The sequence below is a fragment of the Streptomyces sp. NPDC059787 genome (genome assembly GCF_042732315.1).
Taxonomy (GTDB): Bacteria; Actinomycetota; Actinomycetes; order Streptomycetales; family Streptomycetaceae; genus Streptomyces; species Streptomyces atrovirens.
In genome coordinates this window covers 159,047-183,658 of record NZ_JBHWHX010000001.1, presented here as the reverse complement: position 1 = coordinate 183,658, position 24,612 = coordinate 159,047, and the positions used below count along the sequence as shown (strand labels likewise).

Here is a 24,612-nt window from a genome sequence, read left to right as displayed (position 1 = left end):
TATAGATGCACGTGCATATGATGCAGATGCCTGTAATTGACGCACGCCGAGCATCTGGGGATGATCATGGCCCGTCGTTTCCTCTTCGTCCTGGGCAGCGCCCGCCCCGACGGCAACACCGAACTGCTGGCCCGCCGGGCCGCCGAACAGTTGCCCCCGGACGTGGAGCAGCAGTGGATCGACCTCACCACCCACCCCCTGCCCGACTTCGAGGACCTGCGCCACGACAGCGATCACGTCCGCCCCACCGAGGGCCCGGTGGCCCGGCTGCTGGACGCCACCCTCGCCGCGACCGACGTGGTGATCGCCTCACCGCTGTACTGGTACTCGGTCTCCGCGCAGACCAAGCGCTACCTGGACCACTGGTCGGGCTGGCTGCGCACCCCGGGGCTGGACTTCAAGGCGACCCTGGCCGGTCGCACCCTGTGGGGCGTCACCGCGCTCGCACACGAGGAGCCGGAGGTCGCCGACCCGCTGGTCGGCACGCTGAACAACTCGGCGGCGTACATGGGGATGCGCTTCGGCGGGGTGCTGCTCGGCAACGGCAGCAAGCCGGGCGACGTACTGAAGGACACGGAGGCGCTGGCACGGGCCAAGACGTTCTTCGCGCAGGAAGCGCCGCTCGCCCGCTTTCCGTACGAGGCCGGCTGACCTCCTCGGCTCACCAGCCGAGCTGCGCCTCGCCCAGGACCTCGCTGCCTATGTGGGCGGCGAGTTCCTGGGCGAGGGGCAAGTCCCCCCACTTGGTCACATGGACGAAGACGGTGTGCTCCTCCGTCCAGTCGCCGTACTGGGCTTCGTCACCGTGGAACAAGACCTGGATCCCGTCGTACTTCGAGGGCCAGTCCACATCCGCGTCCGAGTCGTCCGGCCAGCGCCCGTGCCACTCGATGGAGGCCATGCCGTCGCCCAGCGCGGCCAGGATCCCGGCCTCGACGCGCTCCCGCTCGACGTCCTCCGAGAAGGTCAGCGGCAGGTGTTCCGCCAGTGCCGCGTCGTCCAGTGCCGTCACGTCGAGGTCGAACCGGAGGTGGTCACCCGTCGCCGGATCGGTCCGGTTCTCCGAGTAGTCGAAGGGCAGTCCGGGAGCGATCGCGGCGATCTCCCGCACCTCACGGACCGTGGCCGGTTCGACGAACAGCCACACCTTGTCCTCGACATTTTTCAGCAGTGCGCACAGCCGCCCGGCCTGCCGGTACGCCTCGGCCGCGTCGGTGGTCCGCAGGACGGGGTACGCCCGTGAGTTGCCCATGGACCGAACCGTCACACGCCCCGGCCCGTCCGTGCCAGCGCATTTCCCTACGCGGTGATGTCCTTCGCCGTGAACCGCGCCCACGCCGCCGAGCCGAACACGGCCGCGTAGAGGGCCTGGAGGCCGAGGTTCCTCGTCAGGTCGTCCCAGTAGACCGGTTCGCGCATCAGGTCGGCGAAGGACAGCCAGTAGTGGGAGAAGAGGTAGGGGTGCAGGGCGTGCAGCTGGGGGATCTGGTCGACGATCTGGACCGTGATCAGCAGCCCGACCGTGGTCGCCATCGCCGCGATGCCGCTGTTGGTCAGCGTCGAGACGAACAGGCCGAGCGCCGCCACCCCGATCAGTGACACGGCGACGACCAGGGCGATCAGCAGCGCTCTGGCCAGCCCCTCGGAGAAGCTGATCCGGGTGCCCGAGATGGTCGTGAGGTCGCCCAGCGGGAACAGCAGCGCGCCGGTGACCAGCGCCGAGACGGCGACCACGAGGGTGGCGACCAGGCAGAAGGCCATGACCGTCGCGTACTTGGTGAGCAGCAGGCGGGTCCGCCCGGCGGGGGCGACCAGGAGGTAGCGCAGGGTGCCGGCGTTCGCCTCGCCGGCGACGGCGTCGCCCGCGACGACCCCGATCGCCATGGGCAGGAAGAACGGCAGCGTGGCGGCGAGCGCGGTGAAGACCAGGAACAGGCCGTTGTTGGTGATCTGCGAGATGAACGCCGGTCCTCCCCCGCCGCCCCCGCCACCGGCCGACGAGCCGTCACCGGTCTCGATCCGTACGGCGATGCCGACCAGGACCGGCACGGCGGCCAGCACCCCGAGCAGGGCGAGGGTGCGCCAGCGCCGGAAGGTGGTGAGCAGCTCGCTGCGGAACAGTCCGAGGGTCCACAGCGGGTTCACCCTCCGCACCGCTTCAGCCTGCGACATCGAAGCCCTCCCCGGTCAGCGCCACGAACGCGTCCTCCAGCGAGGCCCGTTCCACCCCGAAGCCGCGTACCCGGACGCCTGCCGTCACCAGCGCCGCGTTCACCTCGGCGAGGTCGCGCTCGGGCACCTCGCAGGTCACCTGCTCCCCGGCCACGACGACATCGGCGGCCCCCTGCTCCTTGAGCACCCGGGCGGCGTCCGCCGGGTCGGGTGTGGTCACCACCAGCCGGCCGCGGGCGCCCGCGGCCAGGTCGGCGACCGGGCCCTGGGTGATCAGCCGGCCCCGGGCCATCACGGCGGCGTGCGTGCACACCTGCTCGATCTCGTCGAGGAGGTGGGAGGAGAGGAAGACGGTGGTGCCGTCCGAGGCCAGTTCGCGCACCAGTGTGCGGATCTCCCGCATGCCCTGCGGGTCGAGGCCGTTGGTGGGCTCGTCCAGGACGAGCAGCCGGCGCGGCTGGAGCAGGGCGGCCGCGAGGCCGAGGCGCTGTTTCATGCCGAGGGAGTACGCCTTCGCCTTCTTGCCGGCGGCGGCCGTGAGGCCCACCCGGTCGAGGGCGGCGGCGACGCGGGCACGCCGGGTGCGCGGGTCGGCGGTCGGGTCGGCGGCGTCGTAGCGCAGGAGGTTGTCCCGGCCGGAGAGGAAGCCGTACAGGGCCGGGCCCTCGATGAGGGCGCCGACGTGGGGCAGCACGGCGCGCGCGGAGCGCGGCATGGGGCGCCCCAGGACGTGCGCCGTGCCGGAGGTCGGCTCGATCAGGCCCATCAGCATGCGGATGGTGGTGGTCTTGCCGGAGCCGTTGGGGCCGAGGAAGCCGAAGACGCTGCCCGCCGGGACGGTCAGGTGCAGACCGTCGACGGCGAGCTGTCCGCCGCGGTAGCGCTTGGTGAGCGCGCGGGTGGTGATGACTCCCTCACCCGCGCGCACCCCGTCCGGCTCGCCGGCGGACGCCTCGCCCATCGCTCCCTCGTTCCCTGTCACATGGTCACGTCGTAAGGTCCCGGGGCCTTACTTCCCCGCGTCGGCCGCCTTCACGAGCGCGTCCTTGGTGACGGTGCCCACGTAGACCTTGCCGTCCTCGGTGATCAGGGCGTTCACCAGGCGGGTGCTGAACACCGTGCCGGTGCCGAACTCGCCCTTGACCTGGTCGCCGAGCGAGCCGAGGAAGCCGTCGAGGTCACCGCCGGTCCCGCCGGCGGGCAGGCCGCCCTCGCCGCCGGTGTCGAAGGTGGCGACGGTGTTCCAGCCCTCGCCGAGCATCTTCAGCCCGTCGAGACCCTTGGCCAGGTCCTCCTCGGACTTCGGGGCGTTCTCCGGCTTCCCGGAGTGCTCCCGGCCCTGGTCGAGTTCGCCGTCCTCGGTCACCTTCGCGCCCTTGGGCGGGGTGAAGTCGAACGTCGAGGCGGCCGGCTTGTCGAAGCTCACCTTGGTGAAGCCGACGTCCACGACGGCCGCGCCGCCGCTCGACGGGGTGAGCGTGAACTTCAGCGGCACACCGGTCCTGTGGTCGACCGCGATGCTGATCGCGCCGACCGTGGAGCCGGACTGCCTGGGCTTGACGACCAGCTTGTACGCGTCCCGGCCGGCCACCTGGGCGGTGCCGTCGACGGTCACGGACGTGGTGTCGTCGACCGCCTTCAGCGCCTCCTCGGCGAAGTCCTTCGGGGTGGCCGGGGGCTGCTGCTCCCGGTCCTCGCCGGAGGCGTCGACGGTGCCGTGGTAGACCTCGTTGGAGCCGCTGTCGTAGCCCCAGACGTCCTTGCCGTTGTGGATCAGGCTGTACTCGGCGGCGTTCTCCAGGAGCGACACCTTCTGCCGGTCCGGGCCGTCGGCCGCGATCCGCAGGGTGTGCGTGCCGGAGGCCAGTTCGGTGAGCTTTGCGGACGGGTCGGCCGAGGAGCCGCCGTCCTCGCCCTGCCCCGTGGCGCCGGACGCGAGGCTGTTCTCCAGGCCGCCGAGGTCCGGCAGACCGAGGTCCGTGGTGATCTTCACGGTGCCGGACAGCTGCTCCACGTCCGACTGCGCGATCTTCTCGATGAGCTGTGCGGCGGTGATCTCCGGCAGGTCGGGGTCGCCGGAGCTGGCGATGGCCGGGACGAGCCCGATGGTCGCGGCCGCCACTCCCATCACCGTGACCGGGACGACGTACCGCGCGGCCCTGCGCCGCCCCGCGCGCGGCTCGTCGGCCTCCCGCGCGATCGTCATGTCGTCGGATTCGTACGGTGCCATGTGTGCCCTACCTCCGTGGTCGGCGGCGGCTTTTCGTCTCGTGACCTCGCACCGGTCTCACCCCGAGCCGCCATTCTCACCCGAATCGGTGAGAAGTGGTGTTGTCCGTCGTGGTCCATCTGACCAAATCCGGCAGGCGGATTCGTCAGACCCCGGACGCAACTCCACGTACTGCTGGGGTATGACACGGAGGACGGTTTCCTCCCCCGCCCCGTAGGGGTCGGGGGAGTTCGGGCCGGCTCAGCCCGCGCGGTGCACCACCGCGTCGCACAGTTGCACGAGTGCCGTCCTCGCCTCGCACTCCCGCAGCGGGGCGAGCGCCGCGCGCGCCTCCTCGGCGTAGCGCACGGTGTCCCGGCGGGCCTGCTCCAGCGCGGGGTGGGCGCGCAGCAGCCGCAGCGCCTCGGCGTGCCGGGCGTCGTCGGTGAGGTCGGAGTCGAGCAGCTCGCACAGGGCGATGTCGTCGGCGAGACCCAGCCGGGCCGCCCGTTCACGCAGCCGCAGCACGGGCAGGGTGGCGATGCCCTCGCGCAGGTCGGTGCCGGGGGTCTTGCCGGACTCGTGGGAGTCGGAGGCGATGTCCAGGACGTCGTCGGCGAGCTGGAAGGCGACGCCGAGCCGCTCGCCGTACTGGGTCAGCACGTCCACGACCGTCTCGTCGGCGCCGGACATCATCGCGCCGAACCGGCAGGCGACGGCGACCAGCGAGCCGGTCTTGCCGCCGAGCACGTCCAGGTAGTGGTCGACCGGGTCGCGGCCGTCCTGCGGTCCCGCGGTCTCCAGGATCTGCCCGGTGACCAGCCGCTCGAACGCCTCGGCCTGCACCCGCACGGCCTCAGGACCGAGGTCGGCCAGGATGTGCGAGGCCCGCGCGAAGAGGAAGTCGCCGGTGAGGACCGCGACGGAGTTGCCCCAGCGGGCGTTCGCGCTGTCGACGCCGCGCCGCACCTCGGCCTCGTCCATCACGTCGTCGTGGTACAGCGTGGCCAGATGGGTGAGCTCCACGACCACGGCCGAGGGCACGACACCGGGCGCGTAGGGGTCGCCGAACTGGGCGGCGAGCATCACGAGCAGCGGACGGAACCGCTTGCCGCCGGCCCGCACCAGGTGCTGGGCGGCTCCCGTGATGAAGGGGACCTCACTCTTGGTGGCTTCGAGCAGCCCTTCCTCGACAGCCGTCATTCCGGCCTGGACATCGGCTTCCAGAGCCTGGTCCCGCACGCTCAGCCCGAACGGCCCGACGACGGTCACGAGGGGTCTCCTGTCTGCTGGTGTCCCACTGGCGGTTACACGGAATGTCGATAGGTCGCTGCCACCACTCAAGTCAGCGTATCCGGTCATGTTCCGATCACCGCCAGCGCCCGGCGTTACGGGCAGGGCGGTACGGGATCAGGAGCGGAGTGCTTTTGATCGGCTGATAACAACGGACATTCTTCGGCTTTCCCGGACGTAGCAATCCACTCCTCGACCCGCCTCCCGGGCCCCGCCTCGCCACGCGGACCATCCTGCCCGCCCCGACGTCCGATTTGCCGTAAATACAGAGCTAATTCCCCTTGGCGAAAAATGCGCTCACAGGTGATCCCCAGTGAAGTGGGTCACGCGCGATCCGGCACCCCCACCGACCGCCGCCATCCCCCTTCCCCCTTCCCCCGACGCCGAGTTGACCCTTGGCAGTAGCAAAGGATCAAGCACCCCAAAACCCCCATCACAAGATCAAACGGCACCTTCTGTGATGCCCGCGCTTGTTTCCGACATGTGCTCTCGCATACGTTCCGGGCCTGCCGGGTGGACGCCTAATCCTGCCGCCGCCCGCATCACACCCGACGACGAACTCAAGACGGCAGGAGTGGGGGACCCAGGTAAGCCGCCGCACCGGACATCGCACCGGGACGGCTAGGGGTGAAGCCATGCCCGCAGGGGCACGGCCGGGCACTCTCCCGCCCGAACCCGACAGCTCACCTCGCAGGCGTAGGAGAGGAACCCAGACATGCCTGCTTTCGGTCAGCTCAGCCGCTTCGGCAACCGCCGCCTCGCCCGTTCCCTCGCCGTCGCCGGCACCGGCGTCGCCATGGTCGCCCTGCCGCTGTTCGGCGCGACCAGCGCCTCCGCGGCCACCACCGAGCCGACGACGCCGACGACCGCCGCCTCCGTGACGGCGTACCCGGACAACCTCGACGGCTGGATCCGCGAGTCGCTGGACATCATGGCGCAGCAGGGCATCCCGGGCAGCTACGACGCCATCCACCGCAACATCATGCGCGAGTCCTCCGGCAACCCGTACGCCATCAACAACTGGGACTCCAACGCCGCCGCCGGCACCCCGTCGAAGGGTCTGCTGCAGATCATCGACCCGACCTTCGCGGCCTACCACGTGCCCGGCACCGCCTTCGACCCGTACGACCCGATCGCGAACATCACGGCGGCCTGCAACTACGCGGCCGACCGCTACGGCTCCATCGACAACGTCTTCGGCGCGTACTGAGCCACCCGCTGACGGGCGAGCGTCATCGCCCCGCCGAACAGTCGCTCGAGGACGACGGCCACGCCGTCGTCCTCGTTCGACGTGGTGACCTCGTCCGCCACCGCCTTCAGTTCGGGATGCGCGTTGGCCATGGCGACGCCGTGGGCCGCCCAGTCGAACATGGGGACGTCGTTCGGCATGTCGCCGAAGGCGATCGTCCGCGCCGGGCTCAGCCCCAGGTGCTCGGCGGCCAGCGCCAGCCCGGTCGCCTTGGTCACCCCGCAGGGCTGGAGCTCCACGGTGCCCGGCCCCGACATGGTGACCGTGGCCAGTGACCCGATCACCGACCGGGCCGCCGCCGCCAACGCGTCGTCGGACAGGTCCGGGTGGCGCAGCAGCACCTTGCTGATCGGCCGGTCCCACAGCTCGGCCCGCCGCTCGACCCGCACCGCGGGCAGGGTCGGGTGCGGCATCAGATAGCCGGGCTCGATCAGCGTCAGCCCGTCGACCCCGTCCTGGTCGACCGCGGCGTGCACCTCCCCCACCTCGGCCTCGATCTTGCCGAGCGCCGTCTCCGCCAGTTCCCGGTCCAGCGTGACGGACCACAGCAGCCGGTGCGCGCCGGCGTCGTACACCTGCGCGCCCTGTCCGCACACCGCGAGCCCCGTGCAGCCGAGGTCGTCCAGGAGCGGCCGCACTCTGGGGGCCGGGCGCCCCGTCACCACGAGGTGTCGCGCGCCGGCCCGCTCCGCCCGCGCGAGCGCGGCGAGGGACCGGTCGGAGAGGGTGTCGTCGCCGCGCAGCAGCGTCCCGTCCAGGTCGGTGGCGATGAGTGAGTACGCGGTGGGTGCGGCCATGATCAGAGAATACGGACAACCCGACGGTCCGATTCACCGTGCCCGTTTGCGCTCGCTTTCGGTGCGGTTCCCTTCTCTCGACTTCTCTCGACGCCGGGTAAGGACCGGTTCAGGTCTCTTTCACCGTTTGGCAAGAACATGGTCCGCTATCTACCGTCCGCCCGGTCCGGGGCGGTACCTTCCAAGGGTCCAGGGGGGACTTGATCGGGGGGTCAGGTGAGCAGTGGACGCATGCGTGTGCTGAGGCCCGGGGAGCTCGGCGAGGGGGAGCGGGAGCGCTGGCGGGAACTGCGCGCCGCGACGGACGCACCGCGCAACCCGTTCATGGAACCGGAGTTCAGCGTCGCCGTGGCCCGGGTGCGCCCGCGGGCCCGGGTCGCCGTGCTGTACGAGGGCGCTCAGCCGGTGGGTTTCCTGCCGTACGAGCGGGGTGCGCTGGGGCAGGGCCGGGCGATCGGGCTCGGGGTGTCGGACTGCCAGGGCGCGGTCCTGGGCCCCGGTGTCGCCCTGGAGACGGACGAACTGCTGCGGGGCTGCTCGGTGTCGAGCTTCGCCTTCGACAACCTGGAGGCGGGCCAGCGGCTGTTCGTGCCGTACGCGGCCGAGGAGCACGCCACCTACGTCATCGACGTGGAGAAGGGCTACGAGGCGTACGAGTCGGTGCTGCGCACCCAGTCGCCGAAGTTCCTGAAGACCACGCTGGCCAAGGAGCGCAGGCTGGGCCGCCAGGCCGGGACCGTGCGGTTCGTCTTCGACGAGCGCGACCCGGCCGCGCTGCGCGCGCTGGTGGAGTGGAAGTCGGCGCAGTACCGCAGGACCGGGCGGCGCGACCGGTTCGCACAGGAGTGGATCGCCCGGCTCGTGGGCCGGCTCGCCGAGACCCGCGCCGCCCAGTGCACGGGCACGCTGTCGGTCCTGTACGCCGGGGACCGCCCCGTCGCCGCGCACTTCGGGCTGCGCTCGGCGTCCGTCCTGGCCTGCTGGTTCCCGGCGTACGACCCGGATTTCGCGAAGTACTCGCCGGGTCTGGTGCTGCATCTGCGGATGGCCGAGGCGGCGGCGGCCGAGGGCATCGGCCTGCTCGACATGGGGCGCGGTCCGGCCGAGTACAAGGACTCGCTGAAGACCGGCGAACTCGCCGTCTACGAGGGGGCGGTGACCCGCCCGGGCGTGGGCGCCGCGCTGCACCGGCTGAGCCGCGAGCCCGCGCGCCGCGCGCACGGCTTCGTCCGTACCCGTCCGCGCCTGGCGGCGCTGGCGGCGCGGACCCTGAAGGGCGCGGCACGGCTGCGCCGGTCGTGAGAAGGGGGAGGACGGGTGTCCCGAAGAGCGCGTACGCAGGAGGAGATACGGCGGTTCCTGGCCATCGGAGCGGTGCAGGTCGCCGAGATCGACCTGGACGGTGACGAGGCCGCACCGAGACCCGGCCCGGGCAGCCCACCGGTCACCCACGGTGAGGTGTTCCTGCTGGTCAGACGGGCGGGCCGCCCGGTGGGGACGCTACTGACCCGGGTACCGGAGGGCGCGGACCCGCGGGCGGTGCTGACGGAGGCCGCCTCCGCGGTGGCGGCGGAGGACGTGGAGGTGACGGAGTGCGGGGAGCCGCCGTACGCCTCGGTCGTCGTGGCCACCAGGGAGCGTGCCGGACAGCTCGCGCGGGCGCTGGACTCGCTGCTCGCGCAGGAGCACCCGCGGTTCGAGGTGGTCGTCGTCGACAACGCGCCCGTGACCGACGAGACCCGTGAGCTGGTGGAACGCAAGTACGGCGAGCGGGTGCGGTACGTGTGCGAGCCGGTACCCGGACTCGCCGTCGCGCACAACAGGGGGCTGGCGGTGGCGCGGGGCGAGGTGATCGCGTTCACCGACGACGACGTGGTCGCCGATCCCCGCTGGCTCACCGAACTGACCGCCCCCTTCGCCGCCGACCCCCGGCTCGGCTGCGCCACCGGCCTGATCCTGCCCGCCCGGCTGCGCACCCCGGCCCAGGTCCTGCTGGAGAGCCACGGCGGCTTCGCGAAGGGCTTCACGCCGACGACGTACGACCCCGGTGACCCGCCCCGCGACGAGCCGCTGTTCCCCTTCACCGCGGGCCGCTTCGGCTCCGGCGCGAACATGGCCTTCCGTACGGAGGTGCTGCGTGCCGTCGGCGGCTTCGACCCGGCCACCGGTGCCGGGACACCCGCGCGGGGCGGCGACGACCTGTACGGCTTCGTCCGCGTCCTCGTCCAGGGGCACCGGCTGCGCTACACGCCGTACGCGCTGGTGTGGCACCACCACCGGGAGACCTGGGCCGACCTGGAGACCCAGGCGTACGGCTACGGCGCCGGCCTCACCGCCTACCTCACCGCGATCCTGGTCGACCGGCCCGCGCTGCTGCCGGCGTTCCTCGCCCGGCTGCCACGCGGTCTCGCGCACGCCCGCGCGCTGACCGAGGTGCGCGACACGGACGGCGGTGGTGCGCCGGGGGCGCACGACACCCGCACGCACCCCTGGCCACGCCGACTGTCCCGGCTGCAGCGCAGGGGAATGCTGTACGGGCCGCTCGGATATCTGCGGGCTCGGCGGGCACCGGGGAGGGGGAGGGGATGACCGCGGCCATACCCGTCTTCCTCTACCACGCCGTGATGGACGATCCGCCGGACTGGATCGCCGAGTTCACCGTCACGCCCAAGGAGTTCGCGGCCCACCTCGACGCCGTCGTGGACAGCGGCCGCACACCCGTCACCATCAGCACCCTCGCCGAGCACCTCGCCGGACGGGCCCCCTTGCCGCCCCGGCCGGTGCTGCTCACCTTCGACGACGGCTTCGCCGACCTGCCCGGCCCCACCGCCGACGCCCTGGCCGGGCGCGCGCTGCCCGCGACCGCGTACCTCACCACGGGCGCCATCGCCCCGGGCGGCAGCAGTCTGCTGCCGCCCGCCCCGATGATGACCCTGGACCGGGCGGTGGAGCTGGAACGTTCCGGCATGGAGATCGGCAGCCACACGGTCACCCACGCCCAGCTCGACACCCTGACCACCAGGCAGCTGCGCGCCGAACTGCTGGACTCCAAGGCCGTGCTGGAGGACGCTCTCGGCCACCCCGTCCCCCACCTCGCCTATCCGCACGGCTACAACAGCCCCCGGGTGCGCGCCATGGCCGCCCGCGCCGGCTACCGGACGGCGACCGCCGTGCGGCACGCGCTCAGTTCGGAGCGGGACGAGCGCTACCGCATCGCCCGTCTGATCGTCCGGCGCGGCCACACCGTCACCGATGTCGAGGCCTGGCTGGCGGGCGACGGCGCGCGGATCGCCCCGTACCGGGACGGACCGAAGACCGTCGGCTGGCGGTGGTACCGCCGGGCCCGCACCGTCCTGCGCGGCCGGCCCGCGTTCGCCGGCTGAGGAGGGGCGAGCGGACGTGACGGCGGGACGGGTCGCGCGGGAGGTATCGGACAGCCGTCGCTTCGCAGACGAGTCCGACGTTTTTGGTGTGAAAAGCAGAGGTAATTCCTATACTCGTTGCGGGGGAGGGGAGTCTCGGCGTGCAACAACATGTGCCCGTACCGACCACTGAGAGCAGCGCGCCGCCCAGCCCCGAGCCGGCCACCGGCCCGACGGAGCCGGGAGGGAACTCCGGCGGTGGCCGCAGATCCTGGCCGGTCCCGAGCGGTCCGCCCGACGCCGGGCTGCTGACGCTGCTGCTCGCCACCGGACTGTGGTTCCACGCGCTGCCCCGCATCGGCTTCCGGGAGATGGGCGACTACGGCCTGCTGGACCGCCTCCCGGTCACCTACTACCTGTCGCTGCTGGTCCTCACCGCCGGCTTCGTCATCGGCCTGCGGCGCGCGGGCACCGCGCCCTGGTGGCCGGCCGCGCACTGCGCCGCGCTGCTGTTCGCGCTCAAGGCGCCACCGGCGATGCTGTACGACGCCGTGCGCTACCCGTGGGCCTCCAAGCACGACGCCGTCGTCGACACCCTGCTCGCCAACGGTGAACTGCGGCCCGGCGCGGCACTGTCGGGCAACATGTCCGCGTACGACCAGTGGCCGGGCTTCTTCACGCTCGACGCCGGGCTGGTGCGTGCCTTCGGCGTGGAGAGCGCCGCCGCGTACGCCAACTGGGCGCCGATCGTCTTCGGCCTGCTGATGATGCCGGTGCTCGTCCTGATCTACCGCACCTTCTGCCAGGACTGGCGGCTGGTGTGGACCGCCGTGTGGATCTTCCAGCTCGCCAACTGGGTGGGCCAGGACTACTTCGCCCCGCAAGGGCTCGCCTACCTGCTGCACCTGGCGGTCATCGCGGTGGTGCTGCGGCACTTCGTACGCCCCGGCTCCGCCGGGCGGCTGCGCGACCGCACCTTCCTCGACCCGGCCGCCGCCGGCGTGCCGGCGCCCACGGGTACCCGGCAGCGCGCGGTCTGCGTGGTGATCCTCGCCCCGCTGATCGCCGCGATCAACGCCACGCACCAGCTCACCCCGGTGATGCTCTGCATCTGCCTGTTCGCGCTCGGCCTCACGCGCCGCTACCGCAATCACGGGCTGCTGGCCGTCGCCGTGCTGCTGATGCTCACCTGGGACCTGACCATGGGGCGGCCGCTGTTCGTCGAGACGCTGTCCACCCTCAGGGAGTCGATCGGCGAGCTGACGCAGAACTCCCGCGCGGGGTACGCGGGTGAGCTCACCGGGCCCGGCCCCGAACTCGCCGGGACCGCCAACGTGCTGATGGTGCTCGCGGTCGCCGCGCTCGCCGGGGCCGCCCTCGTGCTGCGACGCCGGCTGGTCCGCAGCGCGCTGCCGCTGCTGCTGGTCTCCGCCGCCCCGGTCCCGCTCTTCGCCGTCAACGACTACGGCGGCGAGATGCTGTTCCGCGTCTATCTGTTCGGCCTGCCGGGCGCGGCGTTCTTCGCCGCCGCCGCGCTCGTGCCCGCCGCGGGCACCCGGACCGGCCGGGCGAAGGCGCTGCGGCGCGGAGCCGCGGCCGTCGCCCTGCCGGCAGTCCTGCTGGTGCTCCTGGCCGGCTTCCTGCCGTCGTACTACGGCAAGGAGAAGATGTACTACACACCACCGGAGGAGACCGCACTGGTCACCCGGGCCCTCGACAACGCCCCCGACGGCTCGCTGATCCTCTCCACCAGCGGTTCCTTCCCGCAGGCGCTGCACCGGTACGACCGCCTGGAGCACTGGTTCTTCGCCGAGCAGGAACTGCCCGAGAACGAGCGGATGCTGAAGGACCCGGCCCGCTACCTCGCCGACGGGATCCCGCCGGGCACCCGGACGTACGTCGTCCTCACCCGCACCCAGGACATCTACACCGCCGGCGAGGGCCTGCTGCCGGCCGGCGGCTTCGAGACGCTGCGCACGAAGCTCTCCGCCTCACCTCTCTTCCGGACCGTCGAAAGCCATGCGTACGGGGTCGTGCTGGAGTACCGTCCGGCCGCCCGAGGAACGACCACAAGGTGATCGAAGTGACGTCGAAGGCCATCCCATGAGCAGCACCGACTCCTCGCACTCCACCGGCTCCGCGGGTCCCTCCGGAACCGGTGCGGCCCGTGGCCTCAGAATCCCGCGGGTGACCGAGACGCGCGTCAGAGTCCTCATAGGCGCCTCGGGCTGGCTCGCGCTGGCCGCCACCGCCGTCCCCGGCCCCTCGCCGCTGCGCTGGATCCCGGTGCTGGTGTTCACCCTGTTCGGTCCGGGCTGGGCGGCGCTGTATCCGCAGCCGGGCGTGCCGGCCACCGGCGCCAGGCTGGAGGCCGTCGCGCTCGCCGCGCCGATCAGTCTGTCGCTCGGTGTGCTCACCGCCACCTCGCTGTTCCTGGTGGAGGGGTTCTCGGCGACCTCCTTCCTCGTCTCGCTCGCCGTCTTCACCACGGTCGTCGCGGCCATGCCGGGGCTGCCGCTGCCCGCAGCCCGGCGCGGCGCGGTGGAGCGCGTCAGGCACAGGCCCGCGGACGGTGGTGGCACATGACGGGGCCGCACCGGCTGCGCGAGCCACGCAAGCGGTCCGGGTGGCGCGGGCTGAGGGAGGCGGTGCGCGCGAGGCGCGGTCACACGGCGGTCGTCCTGGTGACGGTCGCCGCACTGCTGACCGGGCTCGGATTCTGGGCGGGCCGTCCCGACGACATGGACCCCTCCGGTCAGGGCCTGCCCGGCAACGCGGCCTCCGGCGAGCCGCCCACCGGCGCCTGCGCCCCCACCGACACACTGGTTCCGCCCTGCGGCGCCTGGTGGGGGGCGTATGTGCCGTACGCGGCGAACGGCTCGCTCAAGGACGCCGTGCTCGGTTTCGAGGAGCGGATCGGCCGCAGGCTCGACCTCGTCTACAACTACCACGACATGTCGGGCACCGAGCTCGACGGGCAGTTGCTCACCCCCGACGAGCAGGAACTCGGCAGGGACCGGCTGCTCATGCTGGCCTGGGAGTCCACCGTCTGGACCGAGCCGCACCACGAGAACTGGACGGAGACCCAGCTCGGCTGGAAGAACATCGCCTTGGGGAAGTACGACGAGGAGATCATCGACCCGCAGATCCGGCGCCTCAAGGCCTACGGCAAACGCGTCTTCTTCTCCTTCGACCAGGAGACCGACGCCCGCATCAAGGAGGGCGCCGGCACCCCGGCGGAGTTCGTCGCGGCGTACCGCCATCTCCACGACCGGTTCCGTGAACTGGGCGCCGACAACGTCGTGTGGGTGTGGACCGTCTCCGGTTACCTCGGCAGCGCGAAGGAGATGAAGGCCCTCTACCCCGGGGACGAGTACGTCGACTGGATCGCGATGGACCAGTACAACTACTACGGCTGCCACGACACCACCGACTGGAAGGACTTCCTGCGCAGCCAGCGGCCCAGCTACGAATGGCTGCGCGCGAACGTCACCGATGACAAGCCTGTGATGCTCGCGGAGTTCGCCACCGCGCCCGACGCCGACGACCCGGGGCGCCAGCGCGACTGGTACACCGGGATCCCCGGCGCCGTGAAGAAGCTTCCGGAGGTGAAGGCCCTGGTGCACTGGAACCGGCCGACCTCGGAGAAGCCCGAGTGCGATCTGACCGTCAACGCCGGTCCGGGGCTGGAGGGCTATCGGGAAGCGGGGCGGAACGGGTACTTCCAGCAGCCTGTGCCGCCCCGTTGAGCGGTGCCCGGCCGGTCCGCCCGGCCGCTCAGTGGCCGGGCGGGCCGTTCCGTCCGTCGCGGAGCGCGAGCCGTGCCGCCGGTACCGCGCGGCTGAGCAGCAGCAGCCCCAGGAGCGCGACCAGCAGGGGCGGCGCGACCGGTGCGAGTGCCTCCCGGAACACCCAGCCGGCCACCCCGGCGAGATACAGCACGCCCCAGCGGACCGGCCACGTCAGCCGCCCGCCCGCGCGTGCGAGCAGCAGCCACAGCGGTACGAGGCACAGCAGCTGGAACACCAAGGGGGCCCACCGCAGCACGGCACCGGGTCCGTCGAGTCCCACCGCCTCCGCGAGGGAGCGGGCCGCGTCGGTGTACAGCGCCCCGTCCACCGGCTCGGGCCGCCACCCGAGGGCGACGGGCGCGGTGTGCAGGGCGAGCAGGGCGGAACTCAGCGCGAGACCGGAGAGCCAGGGGACCGGCCGTCCGAACAAGGTCACCGAGGCGACGAAGACGAGGAGCAGTACTCCTCCCGCGGCCGACGCGGACAGCGGGAGGTCTTCCGGTACCTGACGCCCCGTGGGCTCGCCCGCGCCGTCGGACCAGGGAAGCCCGCGCATCGAGAACCAGAAGACGAGGGTCGCGAGCGCGAGCAGGCTCCAGAGGGTTCCCGCGATCCGGCGGCCGGGGTCGGTACCGGACGCCGACGACCCGACGGAGTCCGGCGGCCCGGCGGGGACCGGCGGCCCGACGGAGTCCGACGGCCCGACGGAGTCCAAATACCCGGCGCGGTCCGGCGGCCCAGCGGAGTCCGGCGGCCCGACGGAGTCCGACGGCCCGACGGAGTCCGACGGCCCGACGGAGTCCAAATACCCGGCGCGGTCCGGCGGCCCAGCGGGGCTCGACAGCCCGGCAGAGCCCAGCGGGCCAGCGGAGTCCGGCCGCCCGACGAAGTCCGACGGCCCAGCGGGGCTCGACAGCCCCGAGGGATTCGACAGCCCGGCAGGACTCGGATGTCCGGCCCGCGGCGGGGCGCTGGGGGTCGCCTCGGTGGCCCAGGGCGTGCCGCTCGCCTCCGCCGGTACCCGCCTCTCCCACGAGGACACGGCCGGGTGCGCACGGTTCTCCCCGTCCTCCACCGGGCCCCCGCCCCGGTCCGGCTCCCCCGACGTCTCCTCCCGGACACCGGTCTCCTCGGGAGGCGACCGGTCCTCACCGCCGGCGTCGTCCCCCCGCTCGCCCGGGGCCGGCGGCCGCACGATGAACGCCACCGTGTCCGCCTGGAGGGCCTCCCGTTCGTAGCCGGGGCGGCCGATGAACAGCGTGACGGTCTCCTCGTCGTCCTCGTCGTCCTCCGGGTCCTTGTGCTCGTACGCCGCCCGGCGCGCCCAGTTCGTGCTGTACCCGGCGGTGGCGTTGAGCCGGGCCCAGCGCGTGCCGTAGTCGGGAACGGCGGCGGACCGCTCCACGGGCCCGCCGGTCTTCTCGCGCAGCGCCGCGCGCAGCCCGAACACCGAGACGGCCGCGATCAGCGTCATGCTGATCAGCACCGCCCATCCGGCCCCCGCGATCCCCGCCGGGGTGAACAGCACGGTCGCGCTGCCCAGCACCAGCGTGCACATCGCACCCTGGAGCGCGGCGAGCACACCGGTGCGCCCCTGCACCCGCAGCACCCCGATGTACAGCTCCACGACCACGCGGGGCAGCGCGCCGAGCGCGAGCAGCCGCAGCACGGTCGAGCCGTGCTCGGCGTAGTCCGCGTCGAACGGCGTGAGGATCTGGGGCGCGAAGACGACCAGCACCGCGACCACCGGCACCAGCAGCAGCGTCATCCTGCGCAGCGCCCCGCGCACGCCGTCGGCGAGCTGACGCGGATCGTGCGAGGCGTGGGCGGTGAGCGACGAGGCCATGTTGATGGCCATGAACTCCATCGTGCCGCCGACGGTGTACGCCACGTAGAAGTAGCCGTTCTCCGCCGCGCTGAAGCGGACCGCGACCATCACGGGCAGCAGATTGATCATGGCGAGGCTGAACAGCGCGCCGAGCGAGTCGCCGGCCAGGAAGCGACCCATGGAGCGCAGGCCGGGCGGTTCCACGTCGTGGTCGGCGGCGGCCTGGCGCGGAATGAGCCGGCGGAAGATCAGCCAGCCGAGCGGCAGGGTGGAGAACGCGATGGCCACGGCCCAGGACACGAAGATGCCCAGCACGGGCAGTGTGCTCGCGAAGACGGCCAGCAGGGCCAGCTTCCCGACGGAGAACACCGCGTTCCCGGCCGGTACCCACTCGGCCTTGCGCAGCCCCGTGAGCACGCCGTCCTGGAGGGTGAGCAGCGCCCACGCCACGCACGCCGCGACGAACAGCGCCCCGGCCATCGGGGTGCCGAGGGGTGCGTAGGAGGGGCCCCACTGGTCGAGCGTGAGCAGGAAGACGCCCGCGGCCAGGGTGACGACCACCGAACTCGCCAGGTACACGCCCCACACCAGGCGTCCGGTCTCGCGGCCGGCCCGCGGTACGAAGCGGACCACGGCGCCGATCATCGTGGTCGCGGTGATGCTGGCGAGCAGCCGCATCGCGGCGATCGCGGCGGAGCCCTGGCCGACGGCCTCCTCGGAGTAGTAGCGGGCGGCCACGAGCCAGAACCCCAGGCCGAGGACGGCGGACACACCCGTGCTGAGCATCAGGAAGTAGGCGTTCTTGAACAGGGAGTCGGAGCCGGACGGGCTCCCGGCGGGCCGGGGCCCGCCGTCGGCGCGCGCCGCGGCGGGCTCGTGCACCCGGGTGTCAGTCACGGGCCGGCTCCGGCCCGTCGGCCGGTGTCCCCGGCCGCGTCAGGTCCTCCGGCGGTTCGGCCGGCCGGACACCGGACCGCTCCAGCACGTCGACGGCCTCCCTCGCCCGCAGCGGGTCCACCGGCAGCGCGTGCCGCGCGAACCAGCGGGCCGCCTCCGGCGCGGGCGACGGGTCCGTGAAGGCCTTCCCCGCGTAGTCGTCGAGGGGCGGGTCGTAGAGATAGCCGACGACGATCCCGCGCCGGGCCAGTGCCGCGATCGCCGCGTCCCGGTCCGCCACCAGCAGCGGCACCCGGAACAGCGGCTGCGCCCGGCTCCCCTCCCCCGGCCGGGCCCACCGGGTCGACAGCAGCAGTTCGGTGCCGTCCCGGCATGCCTGGAGCACCTCGTCCAGCCGCCCGAGCCTGCGCCGGATCCGCCGCAGCCGCAGCGGTCCTGACCGCAGGCGGTAGGTGTGCATGTCGACGCGGACCCAGGGGTCGTGCGCGGTCAGGTCCGGGGCCGCGCCGACGGCCGCGGCCAGCGCGTCCGGACGCAACGGCATCCTGATCCCGTCGCGCTCCGTCAGCCCCAGCAGCCCCAGCGCCGCCCAGGCGGCCCGTCGCAGCCCCAGCCCCCGTACGGCCGCCTCGGCGTACGGCCGTAGGACGTAGGCGAGTTCGGACGCCGCCCGGGGCGGGGTGAGCAGCTCGTCGCAGGCGGCCCGCACCGCCTCGGCCAGGCTCGGGTCGGCGAGCGCGAGGATGCCGCCCGCCTGGGCGCCGGCATGTTTGGAAAGGCTGAAAACGGAGGCCTCGCCCCAGGTCCCGACCGGCCGCCCGCCGACCTCGCTGCCGATCGCATGCGCCCCGTCCTCGATCAGTGGAATGCCCGACGCGTCGCAGCGCGCACGCAGTTCCGGCGCCGGGTCCGGGTTTCCGTACAGGTTCGTCGTCAGTACGGCGGACAGCGAGCCCCATGTCTCCTCGGGCACGGCGCCGATGTCGATGGACCCGTCGAACGGGTTCAACGGCGCCTGCACCGGCCGCAGCCCCGCCGCCAGCACCACGAAGAAGATGACGTCGTCGTTGACCGGCGACATCAGCACCCTGCCGCCCGGCGGGCACCAGTGGCGCAACGCCACGAACAGCCCGAACCTGCATGACGGCACGTACACACATTCCCGGCCGAGCCGGCCGCGCATGGTCTCTTCCAGCCGTTTCGACTGCGATCCCGAGCGCGCCGAGCGCGGGCCGGCCTCCCCAATGGCCATCCGCCCCCCAGTGTGCCTTCGGAAACGCCCCCTCCCCGAGGCCTTCCGGCACCTGCCCAGAGTCGCCCCGTTCGCACCGCTCCGTCAAGATTGCCTCCCGTTCTGTGGATAACTTCCGGTACGCAAGGGGAAGCGGGGTGCGCCACCACGTCGGCTCTGCCCAAGACCGGCGTCCCACCCGTAACGTGTGGCACGGCCACGGACACGTGGAGCACCTGCGCACACGAAAGCGAGGCAGCACCCGATGCCCCCCTTCGATGTCCCCGAGGGCGATCCCTTCGGCCCGCACAACCTGCCGTACGGCGTCTTCTCGCCCCCCGGTTCGTCGGAGCGGACCGTGGGCGTCCGGCTCGGCGACCACGTCCTCGACGCCGGCGCGGCGGCACACGCCCTGGGCTCGCCGTACGCCTCCCTGCTCGCCCGTCCGACCCTCAACCCGCTGCTGGCGGCGGGCCGCACGGCCTGGTCGGACGTGCGGCGGGCGCTCACGGCGTGGGTGACCGTCCCGGCGCACCGGGAGACCGTCGAGCCGCTGTTCCACCCGCTGTCCGAGGTGACCCTGCACCTCCCCTTCGAGGTCGCGGACTACGTCGACTTCTACGCCTCCGAGAACCACGCCCGGAACGTCGGCCAGATCTTCCGCCCCGACGCCGCCGACTCCCTGACCCCCAACTGGAAGCATCTGCCGATCGGCTACCACGGCCGCGCCGGCACGGTCGTGGTGTCCGGCACCGACGTCGTACGCCCCTCGGGTCAGCGCAAGGCGCCCACGGACGCCGCCCCGGTCTTCGGACCGTCCGTCCGGCTGGACATCGAGGCCGAGGTCGGCTTCGTGGTCGGCGTACCGTCCGAGCCGGGCCGGCCGGTGCCGCTCGGCGACTTCCGCGACCACGTCTTCGGGCTCTGCCTTCTCAACGACTGGTCCGCCCGCGACGTCCAGGCCTGGGAGTACGTCCCCCTCGGCCCGTTCCTCGGCAAGTCCTTCAGCACCTCGGTGTCGGCCTGGATCACCCCGCTGGACGCCCTTGACGAGGCCCGCGTCGCGCCGCCGGAGCGCACGCACGAGCTGCTGCCCTACCTGGACGACGCGGCCGAGGAACCCGGCGGCTACGACCTGCGGATCACCGTCACCGTCAACGGTCATGTCGTCTCCGAACCCCCCTTCTCCACCATGTACTGGACGGCCGCCCAGCAGCTCGCCCACATGACCGTCAACGGCGCCTGTCTGCGCACCGGCGACCTGTACGGTTCCGGCACGGTGAGCGGTCCCACCGGGCGGGAACGCGGCTCGCTGCTGGAACTGACCTGGAACGGCCGCGATCCCCTCGAACTCCCCGACGGCAAGCGGACGTTCCTGGAGGACGGTGACGTGGTGACGCTGTCGGCCTGGGCGCCGGGCCCGGACGGCGTCCGCGTGGGCCTCGGCGAGGTCACGGGACGGGTGGTCCCCACGGTCTGACCCGTCCGGCCTTCACCGATCTTCGACGACCCCTGACTCACACCGCCCTTCGCCGTCATACTTGGCGTCGGGCGGTGTGTGCGTTCGCGCCGCGCTCCCCTCGCACTTCCCGCACGCCCCAGCACGACCCGAAGCCGCCCTCTTCCGACAGGATCCGGAGCCCGTGGCATGACCGTCTGCCTGCTCCTGCTGAGCGTTGTCGCCGTGACGGCCGCCGTGCCCGTCCCCCGGGCGCTGACCCGGGCGAAGTGGCCGGAACGGGAACCGGTGGTCGCCCTGTGGGTGTGGCAGTGCCTGGTCGCCACCGTCCTGCTGTGCTGCGTCACGGCGCTCGCCCTGGGTGCCGCCGCCGTCTTCGGCACCGTCCGCGCCCAGCTCTTCGCCCCGGCCCCGCCCGCGGTCACCGCAGCGTACGACCTGTCCGCCGCCTCGCCCTGGACCATCACCCTCACCGTGCTGCTGGCGTCCGGGGCGGCCTGGACGACGGCCATGCTCGGGCGTGAACTGGTCGAGGCCCGCCGCCGGCGCGCCCGGTCCCGGGAGCATCTGCGGGAACGCGCCCCCGACCTGCCCGCCGGACTCCCCGCGGCCCGCGGTCCCCTGCTGGTGCTGGAGGACGAGTACCCCGACGCCTGGTGGATGCCGGGCAGCCCGCCCCAGCTGATCGTCACCACCGGCGCCCTGCAGCGCCTCACCGACCACCAGCTCGACGCCGTCCTCACCCACGAGCGGGGGCACGCCCGCGCCCGCCACGACTGGCTGCTGCACCTCTCCACCGCGCTGGCCACCGGCTTCCCCCGCGTCCCGCTGTTCGCGCACTTCTGCGACCAGACCCACCGCCTGGTCGAACTGTCCGCCGACGACACGGCCTCCCGCCGCTGCGGCCACCTGACCACGGCACTGGCGCTGATCGAGCTCAACCAGCACCGGGGCGTCCTCTCCTGCGCCTCCAGCCACCGCCTCCTCGGCGAACGCGTCGACCGCCTCCTGGAGCCCCCGCCCCGCCTCGGCCGCCGTGACCGCGCCCTGACCACGGCCGCGGCGGCCCTGGTCCCCCTGCTGCCCCTGCTGATCACCTTCGCCCCGGGCCTGCTGAGCACGCTGCCCTGAGCCAGGGGTCACTCCCCCGCCGTCACGGCGGGGCCGGTCCCGTGCCCGAGGCCTGCCCGCGACGACAGCGCGGAGGTCAGCACTGATAGACCAGTTCGGTGCGGTCGAACCGGGGGACGGCCAGGTCCGTGCGCGGAACGACCCAGTACAGCGCCCCGTCGCCCTCTCCGAAGAGGTTGTCCTGCCCGGCCTCCGCCAGGGGTCTCCAGGCGGCTTGCTGCTCTTCCCTGGTGGCGAGGCCGGACTCGTACTCGTCCGGATGCGGGCCTTCCCCGTGCTCGGCCCGCCCCCTCTTCCGCCTCTCCACCCTGTCGACGACCTCGATCTCCACCTCTTCCTGCTGGCAGTGCGCCACTCCGCACAGCTTCAGGTCGCCCCAGCCGTCGAGGTTCAGGGGGGACAAGTGCCCGGCGAGGGAACGGAACTCCTCGATCGCCTCCCGCAGGGCCACGGCCTCGTCGTACATCTCCCTTTCCTCGTCGTCCATGTCCGCCGGGTCGCGGTGGAAGTCGTCCGCGTCCATGTTGCCGTCCATGTCCCAGATGGTCGTGGCCGCGAGCGGCTGACGCTTGATGACGTAGTTCTCGTCGAACGAATCACCCGCGGACGAGGGGTCCCAGGGAACGGTCTCCGTCCCCGGCGGTATGTACAGCGCGTAAGGGAAGGAGGGCGGCCCGTCGGTCCAGTCCAGCATGGTGAGGCCGGACCAGGTCTCCCCGAAGAGCAGCAGCCGGCCCTCCCTGGGCAGCCCGGTGTCCAGATCGTGCTCGGGCAGGGCGCCCAGGTCGATGGAGGCGATGAAGACCTCGTCGCCGTCCCACGTCATACCGACCGGCAGCTCCGGATACCCGCCCAGGTAGCCCACCGCTTCTTTCCCGTAACCCAGTCCGTAGGCGGGCCGCAGATGCTTCAGGATGAGCGCGAGGGAAGCCTCGGAAACTCCCGACTCAAGGGCTGAGGAACGGAATTCGTCGAGATTCGTCATGCCGGACACCCTGGCACGGAGAACTGACAATCCATCGCCGGTGCCTCGGCGTCGCCCCGGGAGCGACCTGGCCGGGCCTCGCCGGTGTCACTCCCAGCCGTCGGGCTCCGGCTCCTCCTGCGGCCAGTCGTCGGAGCCGTCCGCCGGTCCGGATGCCGCGGCGACGCCGTCCCCCGGCCCGGATGCCGCGGCGACGCCGTCCCCCGGCCCGGACAGCCCGGACAGCACCGCCACCACACCCTCCCCGTACGTCGCCAGCTTCTTCTCCCCCACCCCGCTGATCCCGCCCAGCTCGGCCACCGACGTGGGCCACACCGTGGCGATCTCCCGCAGCGTGGCGTCGTGGAAGATGACGTACGCCGGAACCCCCTGCTCCCGCGCCTGCTCGGCACGCCAGGCGCGCAGCGCCTCGAACGCGGGCTGCAGCTCCTCGGGCAGCTCGGCCGCGGCGGCCTTGGCCTTGCGGTCGCCCCGGCCCGAACCCGACCCGCCCGACCGGGAGGTGGCCGGCTTCTTCGGCTCCTTGCGCAGCGGCACCTCCCGCTCCCGCCGCAGCACCGCCCCGCTCGCCTCGGTCAGCACCAGCGTGCCGTACTCCCCCTCGACGGCGAGCAGCCCCTGGGCGAGCAACTGGCGCACCACGCCCCGCCATTCGGCCTCGGTCAGCTCCTCGCCGATGCCGAACACGGAGAGCTGGTCGTGGTCGAACTGGATGACCTTGGCCGTGCGCCGCCCCAGCAGGATGTCGACGATCTGCACCGCGCCGAACTTCTGCCCGCGCTCCCGCTGCAGCCGCACCACCGTGGACAGCACCTTCTGCGCCGCGACGGTCCCGTCCCAGGTCTCCGGCGGGGTGAGGCAGGTGTCGCAGTTGCCGCAGCCCGCCGGGTCGGGGTCCTGGCCGAAGTAGGCGAGGAGCTGGCCGCGCCGGCACCGGACGGTCTCGCACAGGCCGAGCATCGCGTCCAGGTGCTGGCCCGCCCGCCGCCGGAACGCCTCGTCGCCCTCACCGGACTGGATCAGCTTGCGCTGCTGTATGACGTCGTTGAGCCCGTACGCCATCCACGCCGTGGACGGCAGCCCGTCGCGCCCCGCGCGGCCCGTCTCCTGGTAGTAGCCCTCCACGGACTTGGGCAGGTCGAGGTGGGCGACGAAGCGGACGTCCGGCTTGTCGATGCCCATGCCGAACGCGATGGTCGCCACCACGACCAGGCCCTCCTCCCGCAGGAACCGCGCCTGGTGCGCGGCGCGCGTCCCCGCGTCGAGGCCCGCGTGGTACGGCACCGCCTCGACGCCGTTGCGGGAGAGGAACTCGGCGGTCTTCTCCACCGAGTTGCGCGACAGGCAGTAGACGATGCCCGCGTCCCCGGTGTGCTCCCCGCGCAGGAAGCTCAGCAACTGCTTCTTGGGGTCCGCCTTGGGCACGATCCGGTACTGGATGTTGGGCCGGTCGAAGCTCGCCACGAAGTGCCGGGCGTCCGGCATGCCGAGACGCTCGGTGATCTCCCGGTGCGTGGCGTGCGTGGCCGTCGCCGTGAGCGCGATGCGGGGTACGTCCGGCCACCGCTCGCCGAGCAGTGACAGCATGAGGTAGTCCGGCCGGAAGTCGTGCCCCCACTGGGACACGCAGTGCGCCTCGTCGATCGCGAAGACGGAGATCTTGCCGCGCGACAGCAGGTCCTGGGTGCTGTCCAGCCGCAGCCGCTCCGGTGCGAGGTACAGCAGGTCCAGCTCGCCGGCGAGGAACTCCGCCTCGACGACGCGCCGCTCGTCGAAGTCCTGCGTGGAGTTCATGAACCCGGCCCGCACGCCCAGCGCCCGCAGCGCGTCCACCTGGTCCTGCATCAGCGCGATGAGCGGGGAGACGACGACACCCGTACCCGGTCTGACCAGGGCCGGAATCTGGTAGCAGAGCGACTTTCCGCCACCGGTCGGCATGAGCACGACGGCGTCGCCGCCCGTGACCACGTGCTCGATGACCGCTTCCTGCTCACCACGGAAGGCGTCGTATCCGAACACCCGGTGCAGCGTGGCCAACGCCTCGCTCTCCGTCACTGCCATCCCGCCATTACCGCCCGTCACCGTGCCCCCGTAAGCCGTCCCTCGACCACTGCCTCCACGATAGGGGTCCGCACCGACAGCCCCGGAGTTATCCACAGGCCGCTCACCCGACGACTTCGGCCCGGCACCCCCGAAGGGTGCCGGGCC

At 72.4% G+C, this 24,612-nt stretch carries 20 protein-coding genes and 1 riboswitch; of the genes, 10 read left to right on the top strand and 10 right to left on the bottom strand.

Going from position 1 to position 24,612, the window contains the following annotated elements:
- Window positions 1-66 precede the first annotated feature (66 nt).
- Window positions 67-651: a flavodoxin family protein gene (locus tag ACFV5H_RS00885; RefSeq protein WP_385045700.1), complete on the top strand. Its 585-nt coding sequence runs from the start codon at window positions 67-69 to the stop codon at window positions 649-651.
- A gap of 10 nt (window positions 652-661) precedes the next feature.
- Here ACFV5H_RS00885 and ACFV5H_RS00880 read toward each other — a convergent pair whose 3' ends face one another.
- The 5 genes from ACFV5H_RS00880 to ACFV5H_RS00860 form a co-directional block, all read right to left on the bottom strand.
- The gene (locus ACFV5H_RS00880; protein ID WP_385045654.1) at window positions 662-1,252 is read right to left on the bottom strand and encodes a hypothetical protein; all 591 of its coding nucleotides are present in this window, start codon (window positions 1,250-1,252) and stop codon (window positions 662-664) included.
- Between the two features lie 47 nt (window positions 1,253-1,299).
- The gene (locus ACFV5H_RS00875) at window positions 1,300-2,172 is read right to left on the bottom strand and encodes an ABC transporter permease (protein WP_385045650.1); all 873 of its coding nucleotides are present in this window, start codon (window positions 2,170-2,172) and stop codon (window positions 1,300-1,302) included.
- Entirely contained in the window at window positions 2,159-3,133 is a 975-nt protein-coding gene (locus ACFV5H_RS00870) for an ABC transporter ATP-binding protein (RefSeq protein ID WP_385045697.1), read from the bottom strand. Before ACFV5H_RS00870 ends, ACFV5H_RS00875 begins: the two co-directional genes overlap by 14 nt.
- Window positions 3,134-3,181: 48 nt before the next feature.
- Window positions 3,182-4,402 carry an outer membrane lipoprotein carrier protein LolA gene (locus ACFV5H_RS00865; protein ID WP_385192038.1) on the bottom strand — a complete coding sequence of 407 codons (1,221 nt, stop codon included), beginning with the start codon at window positions 4,400-4,402 and terminating at the stop codon, window positions 3,182-3,184.
- 240 nt (window positions 4,403-4,642) lie between these two features.
- A complete protein-coding gene (locus ACFV5H_RS00860; RefSeq protein WP_385045644.1) occupies window positions 4,643-5,653 on the bottom strand; it encodes a polyprenyl synthetase family protein in 1,011 nt (336 codons plus the stop codon).
- 563 nt (window positions 5,654-6,216) lie between these two features.
- A riboswitch (cyclic di-AMP (ydaO/yuaA leader) is annotated at window positions 6,217-6,384 on the top strand.
- Between the two features lie 5 nt (window positions 6,385-6,389).
- Between ACFV5H_RS00860 and ACFV5H_RS00855 the strand changes: the two genes are divergently transcribed.
- Window positions 6,390-6,884, top strand: coding sequence for a transglycosylase SLT domain-containing protein (locus ACFV5H_RS00855; protein ID WP_385192035.1), 495 nt, complete (start codon window positions 6,390-6,392; stop codon window positions 6,882-6,884).
- Here the strand turns inward: ACFV5H_RS00855 and ACFV5H_RS00850 are convergent.
- A complete protein-coding gene (locus tag ACFV5H_RS00850) occupies window positions 6,848-7,720 on the bottom strand; it encodes an HAD family hydrolase (RefSeq protein ID WP_385045639.1) in 873 nt (290 codons plus the stop codon). The genes ACFV5H_RS00855 and ACFV5H_RS00850 overlap by 37 nt on opposite strands.
- 231 nt (window positions 7,721-7,951) lie before the next feature.
- Between ACFV5H_RS00850 and ACFV5H_RS00845 the strand changes: the two genes are divergently transcribed.
- The 6 genes from ACFV5H_RS00845 (at window position 7,952) to ACFV5H_RS00820 (ending at window position 14,831) form a co-directional block, all read left to right on the top strand.
- Entirely contained in the window at window positions 7,952-9,022 is a 1,071-nt protein-coding gene (locus tag ACFV5H_RS00845) for a GNAT family N-acetyltransferase (RefSeq protein WP_385192033.1), read from the top strand.
- A 15-nt stretch (window positions 9,023-9,037) separates the two neighbouring features.
- Window positions 9,038-10,309 (top strand): glycosyltransferase, encoded by a 1,272-nt coding sequence (locus ACFV5H_RS00840; protein ID WP_385192031.1) that lies wholly within the window; start codon window positions 9,038-9,040, stop codon window positions 10,307-10,309.
- Complete coding sequence (locus tag ACFV5H_RS00835; RefSeq protein ID WP_385192029.1) at window positions 10,306-11,103, top strand: polysaccharide deacetylase family protein; 798 nt, start codon at window positions 10,306-10,308, stop codon at window positions 11,101-11,103. Before ACFV5H_RS00840 ends, ACFV5H_RS00835 begins: the two co-directional genes overlap by 4 nt.
- A gap of 140 nt (window positions 11,104-11,243) precedes the next feature.
- Window positions 11,244-13,160 carry a hypothetical protein gene (locus tag ACFV5H_RS00830; RefSeq protein ID WP_385192027.1) on the top strand — a complete coding sequence of 639 codons (1,917 nt, stop codon included), beginning with the start codon at window positions 11,244-11,246 and terminating at the stop codon, window positions 13,158-13,160.
- 109 nt (window positions 13,161-13,269) lie between these two features.
- Window positions 13,270-13,668, top strand: a complete 399-nt coding sequence (locus tag ACFV5H_RS00825) for a hypothetical protein (protein ID WP_385192025.1) — start codon at window positions 13,270-13,272, stop codon at window positions 13,666-13,668.
- Window positions 13,665-14,831 carry a glycoside hydrolase family 26 protein gene (locus tag ACFV5H_RS00820; protein WP_385192023.1) on the top strand — a complete coding sequence of 389 codons (1,167 nt, stop codon included), beginning with the start codon at window positions 13,665-13,667 and terminating at the stop codon, window positions 14,829-14,831. The genes ACFV5H_RS00825 and ACFV5H_RS00820 overlap by 4 nt, the downstream gene beginning before the upstream one ends.
- Window positions 14,832-14,859: 28 nt before the next feature.
- Here the strand turns inward: ACFV5H_RS00820 and ACFV5H_RS00815 are convergent, their stop codons facing one another.
- Both ACFV5H_RS00815 and ACFV5H_RS00810 read right to left on the bottom strand, forming a co-directional pair.
- Complete coding sequence (locus ACFV5H_RS00815) at window positions 14,860-17,598, bottom strand: lipopolysaccharide biosynthesis protein (RefSeq protein ID WP_385192021.1); 2,739 nt, start codon at window positions 17,596-17,598, stop codon at window positions 14,860-14,862.
- Complete coding sequence (locus ACFV5H_RS00810; protein WP_385192018.1) at window positions 17,591-18,850, bottom strand: DegT/DnrJ/EryC1/StrS family aminotransferase; 1,260 nt, start codon at window positions 18,848-18,850, stop codon at window positions 17,591-17,593. Before ACFV5H_RS00810 ends, ACFV5H_RS00815 begins: the two co-directional genes overlap by 8 nt.
- Before the next feature lie 244 nt (window positions 18,851-19,094).
- Between ACFV5H_RS00810 and fahA the strand changes: the two genes are divergently transcribed.
- Both fahA and ACFV5H_RS00800 read left to right on the top strand, forming a co-directional pair.
- Entirely contained in the window at window positions 19,095-20,309 is a 1,215-nt protein-coding gene (gene fahA, locus ACFV5H_RS00805; protein WP_385045614.1) for a fumarylacetoacetase, read from the top strand.
- 168 nt (window positions 20,310-20,477) lie between these two features.
- Window positions 20,478-21,419, top strand: coding sequence for a M56 family metallopeptidase (locus ACFV5H_RS00800; RefSeq protein WP_385045612.1), 942 nt, complete (start codon window positions 20,478-20,480; stop codon window positions 21,417-21,419).
- 76 nt (window positions 21,420-21,495) lie between these two features.
- Here the strand turns inward: ACFV5H_RS00800 and ACFV5H_RS00795 are convergent, their stop codons facing one another.
- Both ACFV5H_RS00795 and recQ read right to left on the bottom strand, forming a co-directional pair.
- Window positions 21,496-22,404: a DUF1963 domain-containing protein gene (locus tag ACFV5H_RS00795; RefSeq protein WP_385045609.1), complete on the bottom strand. Its 909-nt coding sequence runs from the start codon at window positions 22,402-22,404 to the stop codon at window positions 21,496-21,498.
- Between the two features lie 87 nt (window positions 22,405-22,491).
- Window positions 22,492-24,465, bottom strand: a complete 1,974-nt coding sequence (recQ, locus tag ACFV5H_RS00790) for a DNA helicase RecQ (protein ID WP_385045607.1) — start codon at window positions 24,463-24,465, stop codon at window positions 22,492-22,494.
- Between the last annotated feature and the right edge of the window lie 147 nt (window positions 24,466-24,612).

Excerpts from the sequence above, each read along its gene's own strand:
- ACFV5H_RS00885 (WP_385045700.1), top strand. The coding sequence starts at position 67 with ATGGCCCGTCGTTTCCTCTTCGTCCTGGGCAGCGCCCGCCCCGACGGC.
- ACFV5H_RS00880 (WP_385045654.1), bottom strand. The coding sequence starts at position 1,252 with ATGGGCAACTCACGGGCGTACCCCGTCCTGCGGACCACCGACGCGGCC.
- ACFV5H_RS00875 (WP_385045650.1), bottom strand. The coding sequence starts at position 2,172 with ATGTCGCAGGCTGAAGCGGTGCGGAGGGTGAACCCGCTGTGGACCCTC.
- ACFV5H_RS00870 (WP_385045697.1), bottom strand. The coding sequence starts at position 3,133 with ATGGGCGAGGCGTCCGCCGGCGAGCCGGACGGGGTGCGCGCGGGTGAG.
- ACFV5H_RS00865 (WP_385192038.1), bottom strand. The coding sequence starts at position 4,402 with ATGGCACCGTACGAATCCGACGACATGACGATCGCGCGGGAGGCCGAC.
- ACFV5H_RS00855 (WP_385192035.1), top strand. The coding sequence starts at position 6,390 with ATGCCTGCTTTCGGTCAGCTCAGCCGCTTCGGCAACCGCCGCCTCGCC.
- ACFV5H_RS00850 (WP_385045639.1), bottom strand. The coding sequence starts at position 7,720 with ATGGCCGCACCCACCGCGTACTCACTCATCGCCACCGACCTGGACGGG.
- ACFV5H_RS00845 (WP_385192033.1), top strand. The coding sequence starts at position 7,952 with ATGCGTGTGCTGAGGCCCGGGGAGCTCGGCGAGGGGGAGCGGGAGCGC.
- ACFV5H_RS00835 (WP_385192029.1), top strand. The coding sequence starts at position 10,306 with ATGACCGCGGCCATACCCGTCTTCCTCTACCACGCCGTGATGGACGAT.
- ACFV5H_RS00820 (WP_385192023.1), top strand. The coding sequence starts at position 13,665 with ATGACGGGGCCGCACCGGCTGCGCGAGCCACGCAAGCGGTCCGGGTGG.
- ACFV5H_RS00810 (WP_385192018.1), bottom strand. The coding sequence starts at position 18,850 with ATGGCCATTGGGGAGGCCGGCCCGCGCTCGGCGCGCTCGGGATCGCAG.
- fahA (WP_385045614.1), top strand. The coding sequence starts at position 19,095 with ATGCCCCCCTTCGATGTCCCCGAGGGCGATCCCTTCGGCCCGCACAAC.
- ACFV5H_RS00800 (WP_385045612.1), top strand. The coding sequence starts at position 20,478 with ATGACCGTCTGCCTGCTCCTGCTGAGCGTTGTCGCCGTGACGGCCGCC.
- ACFV5H_RS00795 (WP_385045609.1), bottom strand. The coding sequence starts at position 22,404 with ATGACGAATCTCGACGAATTCCGTTCCTCAGCCCTTGAGTCGGGAGTT.
- recQ (WP_385045607.1), bottom strand. The coding sequence starts at position 24,465 with ATGGCAGTGACGGAGAGCGAGGCGTTGGCCACGCTGCACCGGGTGTTC.